13 protein-coding genes are annotated in these 14,208 nt (G+C 64.1%); 6 read left to right on the top strand and 7 right to left on the bottom strand.

The genetic code is table 11. The features are described 5' to 3' along the window. The 3 genes from ACIQ2A_RS18030 to ACIQ2A_RS18040 form a co-directional block, all read left to right on the top strand. The coding region (locus ACIQ2A_RS18030; RefSeq protein WP_398481731.1) for a cisplatin damage response ATP-dependent DNA ligase at positions 1–1,419 on the top strand (1,419 nt) is incomplete at its 5' end. 214 nt (positions 1,420–1,633) lie between these two features. After that, positions 1,634–1,951, top strand: a complete 318-nt coding sequence (locus ACIQ2A_RS18035; protein ID WP_398481733.1) for a DUF6460 domain-containing protein — start codon at positions 1,634–1,636, stop codon at positions 1,949–1,951. A gap of 181 nt (positions 1,952–2,132) precedes the next feature. Further along, positions 2,133–3,464 carry an MATE family efflux transporter gene (locus ACIQ2A_RS18040; protein ID WP_398481735.1) on the top strand — a complete coding sequence of 444 codons (1,332 nt, stop codon included), beginning with the start codon at positions 2,133–2,135 and terminating at the stop codon, positions 3,462–3,464. A 122-nt stretch (positions 3,465–3,586) separates the two neighbouring features. Here the strand turns inward: ACIQ2A_RS18040 and ACIQ2A_RS18045 are convergent, their stop codons facing one another. Together ACIQ2A_RS18045 and ACIQ2A_RS18050 are read right to left on the bottom strand one after the other, a co-directional pair. Further along, complete coding sequence (locus ACIQ2A_RS18045; RefSeq protein ID WP_398481737.1) at positions 3,587–4,681, bottom strand: quinone-dependent dihydroorotate dehydrogenase; 1,095 nt, start codon at positions 4,679–4,681, stop codon at positions 3,587–3,589. Beyond that, a complete protein-coding gene (locus ACIQ2A_RS18050) occupies positions 4,682–5,023 on the bottom strand; it encodes a DUF952 domain-containing protein (protein ID WP_398481740.1) in 342 nt (113 codons plus the stop codon). It lies immediately after the preceding gene. Positions 5,024–5,259: 236 nt separating this feature from the next. On the opposite strand from ACIQ2A_RS18050, the gene ACIQ2A_RS18055 reads away from it, so the two are divergent. Continuing rightward, a complete protein-coding gene (locus ACIQ2A_RS18055) occupies positions 5,260–5,889 on the top strand; it encodes a S24 family peptidase (RefSeq protein ID WP_398481742.1) in 630 nt (209 codons plus the stop codon). 133 nt (positions 5,890–6,022) lie between these two features. Here the strand turns inward: ACIQ2A_RS18055 and ACIQ2A_RS18060 are convergent, their stop codons facing one another. Both ACIQ2A_RS18060 and ACIQ2A_RS18065 read right to left on the bottom strand, forming a co-directional pair. Then, the gene (locus tag ACIQ2A_RS18060) at positions 6,023–7,663 is read right to left on the bottom strand and encodes a lysine--tRNA ligase (protein WP_398481744.1); all 1,641 of its coding nucleotides are present in this window, start codon (positions 7,661–7,663) and stop codon (positions 6,023–6,025) included. A gap of 71 nt (positions 7,664–7,734) precedes the next feature. Next, positions 7,735–8,676, bottom strand: a complete 942-nt coding sequence (locus ACIQ2A_RS18065; protein WP_398481746.1) for a transporter substrate-binding domain-containing protein — start codon at positions 8,674–8,676, stop codon at positions 7,735–7,737. An 89-nt stretch (positions 8,677–8,765) separates the two neighbouring features. On the opposite strand from ACIQ2A_RS18065, the gene ACIQ2A_RS18070 reads away from it, so the two are divergent. Beyond that, on the top strand, positions 8,766–10,721 hold the full coding sequence (locus ACIQ2A_RS18070) for a glycosyltransferase (protein WP_398481748.1): 1,956 nt from the start codon (positions 8,766–8,768) through the stop codon (positions 10,719–10,721). Positions 10,722–10,806: 85 nt separating this feature from the next. Here the strand turns inward: ACIQ2A_RS18070 and ACIQ2A_RS18075 are convergent, their stop codons facing one another. The 3 genes from ACIQ2A_RS18075 to ACIQ2A_RS18085 form a co-directional block, all read right to left on the bottom strand. Beyond that, the gene (locus tag ACIQ2A_RS18075; RefSeq protein WP_398481751.1) at positions 10,807–11,397 is read right to left on the bottom strand and encodes an SCO family protein; all 591 of its coding nucleotides are present in this window, start codon (positions 11,395–11,397) and stop codon (positions 10,807–10,809) included. A 16-nt stretch (positions 11,398–11,413) separates the two neighbouring features. Next, on the bottom strand, positions 11,414–11,596 hold the full coding sequence (locus ACIQ2A_RS18080; RefSeq protein ID WP_398481753.1) for a hypothetical protein: 183 nt from the start codon (positions 11,594–11,596) through the stop codon (positions 11,414–11,416). Positions 11,597–11,826: 230 nt separating this feature from the next. Further along, the gene (locus tag ACIQ2A_RS18085) at positions 11,827–12,282 is read right to left on the bottom strand and encodes a hypothetical protein (protein ID WP_398481755.1); all 456 of its coding nucleotides are present in this window, start codon (positions 12,280–12,282) and stop codon (positions 11,827–11,829) included. A 247-nt stretch (positions 12,283–12,529) separates the two neighbouring features. Between ACIQ2A_RS18085 and ACIQ2A_RS18090 the strand changes: the two genes are divergently transcribed. Next, positions 12,530–14,188, top strand: coding sequence for an FAD-binding dehydrogenase (locus tag ACIQ2A_RS18090; protein WP_398481757.1), 1,659 nt, complete (start codon positions 12,530–12,532; stop codon positions 14,186–14,188). Positions 14,189–14,208 lie beyond the last annotated feature (20 nt).

Below are 14,208 nucleotides of genomic sequence, written 5' to 3' on the forward strand. Positions count from 1 at the left end.
CGATCCGACCTCTCCCCGGTGGGGAGAGGTGAAGAGGGAGCGCCTCCGCAATTTCACAACAATCCGCCGCCGCCCACACTCACCGACGTCGTCACCACACTGCGCACGCTCGGCAAGGCCGAGCTTCCCGCGCAGCTCGCGCGCTGGCTTGATGAACTCGACGAAACCGGCCGCTGGGCGCTGCTCAAGCTTGTGACCGGCGCGCTGCGCATCGGCATTTCTGCGCGGCTTGCGAAGACGGCTGCGGCGATGCTTGGCGAGAAAGATGCCCATGATGTCGAGCTGATCTGGCCCGGTCTCGCGCCGCCTTATGGCGAGTTGTTCGCGTGGCTCGAAGGGCGCGCCGAGAAGCCGGTCAATCTCGATCCCGCGCCGTTCCGGCCGGTGATGCTGGCGCATGCGGTGGAAGATGGTGATCTCGCCAGTCTCAACGCCGACGAATTCACCGCCGAGTGGAAATGGGACGGCATCCGCATCCAGGCCAATAGCGGCATCGGCGAGGACGGCAAGCTCGTCACGCGGCTGTATTCGCGATCGGGCGAGGACGTCACCGCGAGCTTTCCCGATCTGGTGCCGTCGTTGCGTTTGCCCGGTGCCATCGATGGCGAGCTGCTGGTGCTGCGTGACAAGCGCGTGCAGTCGTTCAACGTGTTGCAGCAGCGGCTCAATCGCAAGAGCGTGACGCCGAAGCTGATGAAGGACTATCCGATCCATTTGCGCGCCTATGACTTGCTCAGCGATGGCGAAAACGATCTGCGCGAATTGCCGTTCGAGGAGCGCCGCAGGAAGCTGAAAGCGTTCATCGCCGAACTCGATGATGATCGCATCGATCTGTCCGAGCAGATCGCCTTCGCCGATTGGGACGCGCTCACAGCCGCGCGCGCCGATCCCGCGAGCGCTGGCGCCGGCGAGGATGCGGAGGCGGTCGAAGGCGTAATGCTGAAGCGGCGCGATTCCGCTTATGTGCCGGGGCGGCCGAAAGGGCAGTGGTGGAAGTGGAAGCGCGATCCGCACATCATCGATGCCGTGCTGATGTATGCGCAGCGCGGCCATGGCAAGCGCTCGTCGTTCTATTCGGATTACACCTTTGGTGTCTGGACGGATGACGATGACGGCGATCGGTTGGTGCCGGTGGGTAAGGCGTATTTCGGTTTCACCGATGAGGAACTGTCGCAGATCGATCGCTTCGTACGTCGCAATACGACGGAGAAATTCGGGCCGGTACGTCATGTGACGCATGAGCCGGACAAGGGGCTGGTGCTGGAAGTCGCCTTTGAAGGGCTGGCGCGGTCGCCGCGGCACAAGTCCGGTGTGGCGATGCGTTTTCCGCGCATCAGCCGACTGCGCTGGGACAAGCCACCACGCGAGGCGGATCGGCTGGAGACGCTGGAGCGGATGTTGAAGGCGGAGGTGGGGTGATGCTGCCCTCTCCAATTGTCATCCCTGCGAAAGCAGGGATCCAGTAGACACCGACCTTTCGGCTCAATCACAAACGGTGGTGTTTACTGGATCGCCCGGTCAAGCCGGGCGACGACAGGTGGGAGCATATCGGCAAACCGTCTTGACCTCGCGCCCCTGTTCCCCATCTCCCCCATACCCACTATGATGTCAGCGCCATTTCGCGCAGGAGACCATGATGCAGCCAAACGAGACCCGCGACGCTTCGGGGCGCAGCCTGCCGGCACAGAATGACGGCCTGTCACGCTTCCTCGGCGGATCGCCGCTCGCCGTGCTCGGACGCCTGGTGCTGCTGTCGGTGCTGGTCGGCGTGGTGCTGGCGGCCATCGGGTTCGATCCGTGGAATATCGTCTATAGCGTCCGCCGCCTGTTCCAGTGGATCTATGATTTCGGCTACGATGCCATCAGCGGGCTGTGGCGCTATTTCCTGCTCGGCGCCGTGATCGTGGTGCCGATCTGGCTGCTGTCGCGGGTGTTTTCCTCGCGGCGGTGAGGGCTGACGACGTCGCGGTGTGTAGGATGGGTTGAGCGCAGCGATACCCATCACCGCATGCGCTCGTTGTGATGGGTATCGCTGACGCTCAACCCATCCTACTTTCTTACTCTATCACATCCGTCGCCGTTTACTGGGTTGCCCGGTCGAGCCGGGCAACGACAGAAACAGTTTCCGCCAGATGACGACCGGCACGTCCTCCCCCACCTTCCAGCCCGCCACCACCCGCGATGTGTTTGCCATCGCGGGGCCGGCGATGCTGGCCAATCTCACCACGCCGATGCTCGGCATCGTCGCGACGATGGCGATCGGCCGGCTCGGCGATGCGACGCTGCTTGGTGGCGTGGCGATGGCGTCGGTGCTGTTCGACTGTACATTCTGGCTGTTCGGCTTCCTGCGCATGAGCACGGTGGCCTTCACCGCGCAGGCGCTGGGCGCCGGTGACAAGCAGGAGCTGCGTGCGCTGCTGCCGCGCGGCTTCGTCATCTCCGGCGCCATCGGCGCGCTGCTGATCCTGCTGCAGGTGCCGATCGCTTATGCGCTGCTCACGGCCATGGGTGGCAGCGATGGGGTCACCGATGCCGCGCATCGCTACTTCACCATCCGCATCTGGTCGGCGCCGCTGGTGCTGTCGAATTTCGTCATGGTCGGCTGGCTGGTCGGCCAGGCGCGCGCGTCGCTGGCGCTCATGGTGCAGATCGTCATCAATGTGGTGAGCATGGCAGCGACGCTGCTGCTCGTATTGGTGCTCGACATGGGCATCACCGGCGCGGCGCTGGCCGCCATCATCGCCGAAGGCACGGGTTTTATGCTCGGCCTCGTCATCGCATGGCGGATCACGGGCGGGCGGCTCACACTGCCATGGGCGGTGCTGCTGGAGCGCGAGAAGCTCAAACATGTGATGGCGGTCAATCGTGACATCATGATCCGTACGGCAGCGCTGATCGCGGCGTTCCTGTTTTTCACGGCGCAGGGGGCGCGTGCGGGCGACCAGATCCTCGCCGCCAATGCGGTGCTCAATAATTTCCTGCTGATCTCGTCATTCTTTCTCGACGGTCTCGCCACCGCGGCCGAGCAGATCTGCGGCCGCGCTTATGGCGCGCGCAACCGCGTCGGCTTTGCCAGCGCGGTGCGGCTGGTGGTGCGGTGGGGCTTTGGCTTCGCCGTTGTGCTCAGCGCGATCTATGTGCTCGGTGGCGGTGCGTTGATCGATGCGATGACGGCGAGTGCCGATGTGCGGGTGCTGGCCCGCGAATTTCTCTGGCTGGTGGCGCTGGCGCCGGTGCTGGGTGTGTTTGCCTTCGCCTATGATGGCGTGTTCATCGGCGCCACCTGGGCGCGCGACATGCGCAATCTGATGGTGCTGTCGCTGCTGTGTTTCCTGGCCGCGTGGTGGCTGTTGCGTCCGTGGGGCAATGCGGGGCTATGGGGCGCGCTGCTGGTGCATTATGTGGCGCGCGGGGGCTTGCAGGCGGTCAGGTATCCGGCGTTGTTGCGGAAGTCGTTTGGGTAGCTCTATGTGTCATCGCCCGGCTTGACCGGGCGATCCAGTAAACACTGGTGTCTGCGTGTAATCACTGGCGGCGGTGTATACTGGGTCACCCGGTTAAGCCGGGTGACGACAACCGAGAGAGCTCAAACCGGCCAGTCTTCCGCGGTGATCGTTGCGGCATCGGCACCCACGATCTCCGACAGCGAATCGCGCCCCGTGCGCAGCAGGGTCGAGGACAGGTCCGCCTTGATCGCCTCGACTAGCCCCAGACCCTTATAGACCAGCGACGAATAGACCTGGATCAGGCTCGCACCGGCGCGGATCTTCGTCAGCGCTGCCCCGCCGCTATCGATGCCGCCGGCGCCGATCAGCGGGAAGGCGCCTTCCACGCGCACGAAGGTTTCCGCCACCATGCGGGTCGAGAGCCGGAACAGCGGCCGGCCCGACAGGCCGCCGGTTTCCTGCGCCTTTGCCTTGTCGCGCAGAGTGGGCGGGCGGCCGATGGTCGTGTTGGCGACGATCATGCCATCGACGCCGCGCGAGCGGGCGACATGCACGACATCGTCGAGATCGGCGAGGCCGAGATCGGGGGCGATCTTGAGCAGCACCGGCGAGTCGCCCGCGGTCTTGCGGACGCGGTCGCGGGCTTCGATGACGCGGGCGAGCAGATCGTTCAGCTCCGAGGCCTGCTGCAGGTTGCGCAGGCCCGGCGTGTTCGGCGAGGAGACATTGACGGTGAAATAGCTCGCCACCGGCGCGAAGGTCTCGATCAGTTTGACATAGTCCTGCGTGCGATCGGTCGATTCCTTGTTGGCCCCGACATTGACGCCGACGATACCGCCGCGCTGCGCGCGCGCGGCAAGGCGCGCCAGCACGGGCTCGGCGCCTTCGCTGTTGAAGCCGAAGCGGTTGATGACAGCCTCATCGCGCTCCAGGCGAAACAAACGCGGGCGCGGATTGCCGGGCTGCGGCAGCGGCGTCACCGTGCCGATCTCGGCAAAGCCGAAGCCGAGCCGCAGCAGCGCGTCGGGCGCTTCGGCATGTTTGTCGAAGCCGGCGGCGATGCCGACGGGGTTCGGGAAATTCAGGCCGAAGGCGCGGACTGCGAGTTTCGGATCATCGGGGCGTGGCTTGGCATAAGGCAGCAGCTTCAGGCCGCGGATGGCGAGGCGGTGGGCATCTTCCGCATCCAGCATACGCAGCATCGGCAGGGACAAGGCATCGAAGGCACGGATCACTTAACTTAACTCCGGAATGACATGGCTGCCGTCGGCGCGCAGGCGCAGGTCCTTGACGGCGGTGACGGTGCCCAGATCGAGCTCGCCATAAAGATGCGGAAACAGGTCGCCGCCGCGGGAGGGCTCCCAGCGCAGCTCATCACCGAGTGCGTCCCGGTCCACCGCGATCAGGAACAGGCCGCTCTGGCCGGCATAATGCTTGGCGAGCGTGCCTTCGAGCTGGGCGGCGGTGGAGAAGTGGATGAAGCCATCCCGGATGTCGTCGGAGCTGCCACGATAAGTGCCCTGGCGCTCGGCTTCGCGCCACTGTGGCGCCGGACAGATTTTATAGATGCTGCGCAATCGCCGGGCTTTCAGGGTTGTCGGGCTTTCCCGGTTGTTCTGGAGGCGTGCGGACAACCCTTCATGGGTGTCGGCCGCCGACCGTATCGGCGGCAACCTCTCAACTCAAGGCCGCACATTTTTTTCAGATGATGGTTGCGTAAATGGCGGAACCCCGGCAATAATTCCTAGTTGCTGCCACGATTCAGCGCGCCGGCCGCATGCCGGGCCAGGACGCCATGCCGAGGGACGAGACCATGCTGACCCATGCCCAGATCTGGAACGCGCTCGACCTGCTCGCCGAACGCAATGGTTTGACCGCCTCCGCGCTCGCCAAGAAAGCGGGGCTGGATGCGACCACGTTCAACAAGTCCAAGCGCATCACCAATGAGGGGCGCGAGCGCTGGCCCTCCACCGAATCGGTGTCCAAGGCGCTGCAGGCCACCAATGTGCCGATCGACGCCTTCGTCGCGCTGATCGAGGGCACGCGCAAGATCGTGCAATCGGTGCCGCTGCTGGGCTTCGCGCAAGCGGGGCAGGGCGGATTTTTCGACGATGCGGGCTTTCCCGTCGGCAGCAAGGGCTGGGACGAAGTCGGCCTGCCCTCGGTGAATGACGAGCATGCCTATGCGCTGACGATCTCGGGCGACTCGATGAAGCCGGCCTATCGCGATGGCGACATCATCGTGGTGTCGCCGAGCGCGCAGATCCGCAAGGGCGATCGCGTGGTGGTGAAAACCAAGGACGGCGAGGTGATGGCCAAGGAGCTGAAGCGGCGCACCACCAAGCTGCTGGAGCTGCAGTCGTTGAACGCAAACCATGCGGATCGCAGTTTTGCGGTGCAGGATATCGACTGGATCGCGCGCATCGTGTGGGCGAGCCAGTAGAATTCGTTTCGGGGCTGCACACTTGTCATCGCCCGGCGCGACCGGGCGATCCAGTAAACACGGGCGTTTGTGCTTATCACCGCCAGTGGTGTGTACTGGGTCACCCGGTCGAGCCGGGTGACGACAACGAGCGTTACGCGCTCCGTGCCAGTGCGCCGTCGATCATGCTGATTGCGTTCTGCACGCCGTAAACGGCCACGAACGAGCCGAAGCGCGGGCCCTTCTCCTGGCCGAGCAGCACCTGGTACAGCATGTTGAACCAGTCCAGCGACACGCCGGGACGGCCATCCTTGGCGGGCTTCTTGTGGTCGAGGAACGGTTCGCGACGACCGATTTCATAGACGGTGTTCTGGATGTCCTCGGCGCTGGCGTCTGTTGCCAGGCGCGACAGCGCATCGCGCAGATCCTGCAGCGCCACGCGCTCGATCTCGGTGGGCTCGCGGAAGGTTTTCGTGGGCGCCACGAAATCGCGATAGTAGTTGATCGCGTAGCCGACCATCGCATCCAGCTTCGGATGCGTTGCCGCGCTGACGCCCGGACGGTAGCGGCCGATGAAGCCCCATAGCGTGTCGGCATTTTCAGCGTTCGACGACGACACCAGCGTCAGCAGCAGCTGGAACGTGACCGGCATGTCCACTTGCGGCGGGTTGCCGGCATGCAGATGCCAGACCGGATTGGACAGGCGCTGCTTCGGATCCTGGCGGTTATAGCCGTCGAGGAACTGCTGATACTCATCGACATTGCGCGGGATCACGTCGAAGAACAGCCGCTTCGCCGCCTTCGGCTCGCGATACATGAACAGCGACAGCGATTCCGGCGAGGCATAGCGCAGCCATTCGTCGATGGTCAGGCCGTTGCCCTTGGACTTGGAGATCTTGCCGCCGTTTTCGTCGAGGAAGAGTTCGTAATTGAAACCTTCCGGCGGCGTGCCGCCGAGCGCCGCGCAGATCTTGCCGGACAGCTTGACGGAATCGATCAGATCCTTACCGGCCATTTCGTAATCGACACCGAGGGCCGCCCAGCGCAGCGCCCAGTCGGCCTTCCACTGGCACTTCACGGCGCCGCCGGTGACGGGCGTGGTGACCTCTTCATTCGTATCCGGATCGATATAGGTGATCGTGCCCGCCTTCACGTCGCGCGCGATCATCGGCACCTGCAAAACCACGCCGGTGGTCTTGCTGACCGGCAGGAATGGCGAATAGGTGGCGCGGCGATCCGGGCCGAGCGTCGGCAGGATGATGTCCATCACCTTGTCGTAGACCTCCAGCATGCGCAGCAGCGTGGCGTCGAAACGGCCGGAGGCGTAGTAGTCGGTGCTTGATGCGAATTCGTAGTCGAAGCCGAAGTGATCGAGGAAGGCGCGCAGGCGCGCGTTGTTGGCGGCGCCGAACGACACGCCTTCTTCGATCGGATCCGGCACGGCGGTCAGCGGCTTGCCGAGATGCTTGGCCAGCATCTCCTTGTTGGGCACATTGTCCGGCACCTTGCGGAAACCGTCCATGTCGTCCGAGAAGGCGAGCAGGCGGGTCTTGATCTTGTCTTCCGTCAGCACGCGAAAGGCATGGCGCACCATGGTGGTGCGCGCCACTTCGCCAAAGGTGCCGATATGCGGCAGGCCCGAGGGGCCGTAACCGGTCTCGAACAGCACTTCGTCTTTCGGGCTTTTCTTCAGACGCGCCACCAGCGCCTTCGCCTGCTCGAACGGCCAGGCGTTGGAAGTCTCGGCGAGCGCGCGCAGCTCGCTCGGGCTCATGGTGGGTTCAGAAGTAGACATCGTGATTGGGCCTCCGGGCCGCGGAACCTAGCGGCTCCGCACCGAAATGCCAAACCGCCGCATGTGAGAAATCAGAACGGGCTGACGGAAAAGTATTTCAGCCACAGATCGGTGTAGCGGCCCTTTTCCCAGGTGCGGAACAGGGCCCAGTTCAGCGCCTGGCGCAGCGTGTCATTGCCCTTGCGGACGCCGATGCCGATGCCTTCGCCGAAGAAGCGGCTCTCGATGAACGGGCCGCCCGAGAAAGCGCAGCAATCGCCGGAATCGCTGCCATTGACCCAGAAGGCCAGCGAGATGGCGTCGCCGAAGATGACATCGACCTCGCTCTTGCGCAGGGCCGCGCGCAGTATCTCTTCGTTCGGCTGCGGCACAAGCACGGCGTCAGTGAACATCGCCTTGAGGAAGGCCTCATGCGCGGTGCCGGCGATGACGCCGATCTTCTTGCCCTCGAGATATTCCGGCCGCATCTCCTTCAGCACCGCATCCTTGCGCGCCACGAAGCGGCCGGGGGCGCGATAATAGGGATCGGTAAAGTCGATGCGGGCGCGGATCGCCGGCGTCACCGCCATGGAGGCGATGATGGCGTCGCCGCGATTGCTGGCGATGGCATCCAGCAGCGTTTCGAAGCGGCGCATCTGGATGGTGCAGGTGACCTTGATCTCCTCGCAGAGCTGGCGCGCGAGATCGACATTGAAGCCGGCCGGATTGCCGTCGGGGCCGGTGTAGTTAAACGGCGGATAATCGGTCTCGGTGAGGAAGCGGATCACCGTGAGGCGCGACAGGTCCGGGCGCTCAGGCCGGCGGCGCGGGTCCCAGAAACCGGGAACGGCCTGCGCGCCGGGCTGGCTGCCCTGCTGGATGGACAGGCTTGGCGCCAGCGGTGGCACGGGAGGCTGACCTTGGGCCTGTGCGCTCCAAGGCAGCAACGCGCCCACGAAACAAAGCGCACGCAAGGTTGCGCGTGCCGCGCGATGCGGTATTCGGTTGCTGAAACTAACCATCTGTGGTTGCATGGAGGCGTGTCCGGACGCGGTCTTATAGACCATCCTGCCGGAGACGCGAGTGGCGTTTGTGGCATCGTTTGTGGCGTGGGGGGCGGTGCATGGCCCTGTTGGACCATGGCGGGGAGCCGGAACCGTTTGTCGGCGGGAATGCGTTGGCGCCGGAGCGCCGGCGGCGTCCGCTGGAGCATGACCCTCGTCGCCCTGAACCCGTTCCGCAGATCGCGCCCGAACTCGATTGCCTGCGCGGCCTCGTCCCGTCCCTGACGCTGCAGGCAGCGACCAATCGAAGCCGCAGGCTCGGCATCGGCGCCGACCGCGTTCTGATCGACTGGGGCATCATTGAGGAAGCCGCTTATCTCGGGCGACTTGCCGGGCATCTCGACATCCCTATCGCCCGGCTCCACCACGCCGACCGTCATCGATGTCTGCTACCGCCTGAGCAATTTGCGCAGGCCGCGACACTCGGCATGTTCCAGATCCGGCGTGATGACAGTGTGCGCTTCGTCGTTGCCTCACGCTGCTTGTCTGCACGCATGCTGTGCGAAATCGCTGTCGCGCGGCCCGACCTGATCGCAGGTTTCGAGCTGGCCACGGCTGAAGACTTCAATCGCTTCCTCACGGACCATGCAGGCGATGCGCTCGCACGAGAGGCCGCGGAAGGGCTGTCCCGACGCTGGCCGGGCCTGTCGGCCGCATCGCGCGCGCAGACACGGTGGCAAAAGTTCTGGCGCGCAGCGATCATCCTTGGCATCGCCGGGATCATTGCCATTCCGTCGCTGCTCGGCGAGGCGATCTGGAGCGGTGTGCTGACCGCCACTTTCGTTGTCTTCGCCGGCTTTCGCTTTCTCGGCTGCCTGGTGCCGCGCCTGCCGGCGCCCAGGCGTCGGCATCTCCCGGATGCTGAGCTGCCGATCTATACGGTGATGATCGCGCTCTATCGCGAGGCCACATCGGTGGCGCCGCTGCTGCAGGCGATCGCGGATCTCGATTATCCCCGTGAAAAGCTTGACGTCATCCTGGTCACCGAGGCCGAAGACGAGAGCACCCGGCAGGCCATCGCGCGGCTGCAGCCGATGCCGCATGTGCAGGTGATCACGGTGCCGGCCATTGGCCCGCAGACCAAGCCGAAAGCGCTGAACTATGCGCTGCCATTTGCGCGCGGCAGTTTTGTCGCGGTGTTCGATGCGGAGGATCGGATGGAGCCACGGCAATTGCGTGCTGCGCTCGACGCCTTCGATCATCATGGGCCTGACATCGCCTGCGTGCAGGCGAGTTTGATGATCGATAACGCGTCGGAAAGCGTGCTGTCACGCATGTTCGCGGCCGAATATGCCGGGCAGTTCGACGTGCTGCTGCACGGCTTGTCAGCGCTGCATCTGCCACTGCCGCTGGGTGGATCGTCCAATCATTTCCGTACCGACGTGCTGCGCCATGTCGGCGGCTGGGATGCCTGGAACGTCACCGAGGATGCCGATCTCGGCATTCGTCTGGCGCGGTTCGGCTATCGTTGCGTGACGTTTGCCTCGACGACCTATGAAGAAGCACCGGTGCATGTTAGCGCCTGGTTGCGGCAGCGCTCGCGCTGGATGAAGGGCTGGATGCAGACGACCGCCGTGCATCTGCGCAGCCCGTGGCGCTTGTGGCGCGATGTGGGCACGGTGAGAGCGCTCGGTGTCGCAGTCATTGCCGGCAGCAATGTGCTGACGGCGCTGGCCTATCCCCTGCTGCTTGTCGAGATCGCACTGTTCGCCGGTCGCGCGGGCGTCACGGGGAGTCTGTCCGGCTTTCTCGTCGACATGCTGATGCCACTGCATCTGACGGCGATCTCGGCGGGCTATTTTGCCACCGTCACCGTCGGCCTGATGGGGCTGGCGCGGCGCAGGCAGATGCGACACGCGTGGATCTTGCTGCTGGCGCCGCTGTATTGGGGGCTGCTGTCGATCGCCGCGTGGCGCGCGCTCTGGCAATTGCTGCGCGAGCCGCATCGCTGGGAGAAGACACAGCATGCGGTGTCGCCAAGGAGCAAGGCGGTGAGGATGGGGCTGAGATCGTAGGATGGGTTGAGCGTAGCGATACCCATCACCTCTAGCGCTGGTGGTGATAGGTATCGCTACGCTCAACCCATCCTATTTCCTCGCCTCACAAATAACGCTTCAGATCCTTCGCCGCGTCTTCCGGCGTGCGCTTCAGATTGAACGGGGCGACGAAATTGCCGTCCTTGTCCATCAGATAGATCAGCGCGGTGTGATCCATCGTGTAGTCGCCGTCTTTAGTCGGCACCTTCTTGGCATAGACGCGATAGCCGGTGATCACCTTCGCCACTTCCTCGGGCGTGCCGGTCAGGCCCTTCAGATGCGGATCGAAGGAGGACAGATAGTCCTTCATGATCGGCGCCGTGTCGCGCTCAGGATCGACGGACACGAAATAGGTGTTGAGCTTGTCGGCATCCGGGCCGAGTGCGCGCAGCACCTCGGACATCTCGAACAGCGATGTCGGGCAGATATCCGGACAATGGGTGAAGCCGAAGAAGATCAGCGATGGCTTGCCCTTGAGGCTCTGCTCGGTGACCTTGCTGCCGGATTGATCGGTGAGCTGGAACGGGCCGCCGATCGCCGCCGGCGCCGCGACACCCTTGAAGCCGCCGGAGAGCCACAGCACCAGCAGCAGCCCTGCGGCGAGGCTGCCGGCGAAGGCCGCGATGACGACCAGCGGACGGGTGGAGCTACTCATGTCATGGTTCCTGAAATCACATGCAGGCGGCGATGCCGGACTTCACCATCTCGAAAAAGACGGCGGTGCCGTAATAGGCCCACAGACCGATGGCTGCGACCACGAGCAGGCCGGCAAAGGCAGCCGCCGCGCCGACGATCAGCGTTGCCGCGCGCGAAGGCTGCGGGGCCACATGATCAGGGGCGGATGCCGGCTGCATTGACGAACCTCAATTGGCAGGCGTCCCGCGAGGGTGCCTGCATTCAGGTTCCAGATAGGCCGAGTTGCCGGCGCGGGCAAGCGTCGGCAGGGTCGCAGCGATCAAGTGATGGAGAGCGATTAGGGCCGTAGGGCGGATTAGCCGAAGGCGTAATCCGCCGGCCGAATTTGTGTGGCGAAGAATGGCGGATGACGCTGCGCTAATCCGCCCTACGGCTGCCGCGGTCGTGATCACCGCATCGCGGCGCGGGCGTCCATGTAGCAAGGCTTGTACATGCTCGCGAGCTGCGGGCCGCGGAGGAACACCATCTGCGGCTTGAGGCCGCCGCGCTTGGCGATCCAGCGGCGGATATTGCCGGGATACATCGAATACAGCATGCGCGTCGCTTCGCGATTGGTGACGGCACGGCCATTCGCGCCCGGATCCCAGGCGGCATGGAAGCCGAGCGTGGCATTCGGCGTTACGCAGATGCGGTCATGCGGGACGGCGCCGAGCACGATGGTGCAGGCCGAGGCACAGAGGCCGTCGATGACGACGGTTTCGCCGGAGGAGCGCAGGCCCTGATACTTGTCGACATAGGTTCCGATGCGGCCGCCGCGATCATCGGCGATGCGCACCACGGCATGGCTCGCGCCGACACCTGCCACCAACAGAACCGCCGCCAGCAAACCGGTCACGAACTTCATGCTCTGCCCCAAAACGATGATGCCGAATCTGTCTGTCCTGGTGATGCAGGACCATGTCAGCGTGTTGGCGAAACGCGTTTTTGTCTAGCGGGACCTCGCGCATCCACGACGATTCAAAACGAGTGTTGCGCGCGGGATGCAGTGCGGGAAAGTGCGGAACAACGGAATGCCAATTCCGCATTTGCCGTTGACCAAAGTTCCCGCAACACCTTCAATCTCTCTTAACAAAATGATGGGGAGAGAAACGATGGCCGACGATGTCACTGACGTCATCGTGGTGGGCGCGGGCCTTGCGGGCCTCGTGGCTGCAACGGAAATTGCAGATGCCGGCAAGCGCGTCATCGTGGTCGATCAGGAAGGCGAACAGAATCTCGGCGGCCAGGCGTTCTGGTCGTTCGGTGGTTTGTTCTTCATCGATTCGCCGGAGCAACGCAGGCTCGGAATCAAGGACAGTTTTGAACTCGCGCATCAGGACTGGATGGGCTCGGCGGGGTTTGATCGCGAAGAAGATCACTGGCCGAAGCGATGGGCCGAGGCCTATCTCGCTTTCGCGGCCGGCGAGAAGCGCGATTGGCTGCGCGCGATGGGCCATCGCGTGTTTCCCATCGTCGGCTGGGCGGAGCGCGGCGGCTATGACGCCATGGGCCATGGCAATTCGGTGCCGCGTTTTCACATCACATGGGGCACCGGGCCGGGCATCGTCGAACCATTCGAGCGCCGCGCACGCGAGGCTGTCGCAAAGGGGCTGCTGACATTCAGGTTCCGGCATCGCGTCGATGCGCTGAGCATGACCAACGGAACCGTCGATGGCGTCAGCGGCGCGATCCTCGAGCCTGCGAATAACGAGCGCGGCGAGAGTTCGCCGCGCCGGTCGATCGGTGAATTCTCGCTGCATGCGCAGGCGGTGATCGTCGCCTCCGGCGGCATCGGCGGCAATCATGATCTGGTCCGGCAGAACTGGCCGGAACGTCTCGGCAAGCCACCGCAGCGGATGATCTCCGGCGTGCCCGCCCATGTGGATGGCCGCATGATCGGGATCACGGAAGCGGCCGGCGCGCGGCTGATCAATCGCGACCGCATGTGGCACTATGTGGAGGGGATCGAGAACTGGAATCCGATCTGGCCCAAGCACGGCATCCGTATTTTGCCGGGCCCGTCGTCCATGTGGTTCGATGCGACGGGCGAGCGGCTGCCGGCGCCGCTGTTTCCGGGCTCCGATACGCTCGGGCAGCTGCAATATATCCAGTCCACCGGTTACGATTATTCCTGGTTCATCCTGACGCAGGCGATCATCAAGAAGGAATTTGCGCTGTCGGGGTCGGAGCAGAATCCGGATCTCACCGGCAAGAGCTGGCTGCAGACCGCGCGCCGCGCCACCAACAAGGGCGCACCGGCGCCGGTGGAAGCGTTCAAGGAGCACGGCGCGGATTTTGTCGTGCGCGACAATCTCGGCGATCTCGTTGCGGCGATGAACGAGCTGGTCGGCAATGACATGCTCAAGCTCGACCGCATCAAGGCGCAGATCGAGGCACGTGATCGCGCCATCGCCAATCCGTTCGTGAAGGATGCGCAGGTGATGAACCTGCACAATGCGCGGAAATATATCGGCGACAAGCTGATCCGAACTGCGAAGCCGCATCGTATTCTCGATGCGGAGAAGGGGCCGTTGATCGCCGTGCGGCTGAACATCCTGACGCGAAAGACGCTGGGCGGATTCGAGACCGATCTCGATGCCCGCGTGTTCGGTGCCGGGCGTCAGATCATTTCCGGCCTCTATGCGGTCGGCGAAGCCGCCGGCTTCGGCGGCGGCGGCATGCACGGCTATCGCTCGCTGGAGGGGACGTTTCTCGGCGGGTGTCTGTTTTCGGGGAGAACGGCAGGGCGCGCGGCGGCGAGGGCGGTTTAGCAAAAAGCCGTCCGGGCGTT

The sequence above is a fragment of the Tardiphaga sp. genome (assembly GCF_044336785.1).
Classification (GTDB): Bacteria; Pseudomonadota; Alphaproteobacteria; order Rhizobiales; family Xanthobacteraceae; genus Tardiphaga.

Coding starts and splice junctions, on each gene's coding strand:
- ACIQ2A_RS18035 (WP_398481733.1), top strand. CDS start 1,634: ATGATGCAGCCAAACGAGACCCGCGACGCTTCGGGGCGCAGCCTGCCG.
- ACIQ2A_RS18040 (WP_398481735.1), top strand. CDS start 2,133: ATGACGACCGGCACGTCCTCCCCCACCTTCCAGCCCGCCACCACCCGC.
- ACIQ2A_RS18055 (WP_398481742.1), top strand. CDS start 5,260: ATGCTGACCCATGCCCAGATCTGGAACGCGCTCGACCTGCTCGCCGAA.
- ACIQ2A_RS18060 (WP_398481744.1), bottom strand. CDS start 7,663: ATGTCTACTTCTGAACCCACCATGAGCCCGAGCGAGCTGCGCGCGCTC.
- ACIQ2A_RS18065 (WP_398481746.1), bottom strand. CDS start 8,676: ATGCAACCACAGATGGTTAGTTTCAGCAACCGAATACCGCATCGCGCG.
- ACIQ2A_RS18070 (WP_398481748.1), top strand. CDS start 8,766: ATGGCCCTGTTGGACCATGGCGGGGAGCCGGAACCGTTTGTCGGCGGG.
- ACIQ2A_RS18075 (WP_398481751.1), bottom strand. CDS start 11,397: ATGAGTAGCTCCACCCGTCCGCTGGTCGTCATCGCGGCCTTCGCCGGC.
- ACIQ2A_RS18080 (WP_398481753.1), bottom strand. CDS start 11,596: ATGCAGCCGGCATCCGCCCCTGATCATGTGGCCCCGCAGCCTTCGCGC.
- ACIQ2A_RS18085 (WP_398481755.1), bottom strand. CDS start 12,282: ATGAAGTTCGTGACCGGTTTGCTGGCGGCGGTTCTGTTGGTGGCAGGT.
- ACIQ2A_RS18090 (WP_398481757.1), top strand. CDS start 12,530: ATGGCCGACGATGTCACTGACGTCATCGTGGTGGGCGCGGGCCTTGCG.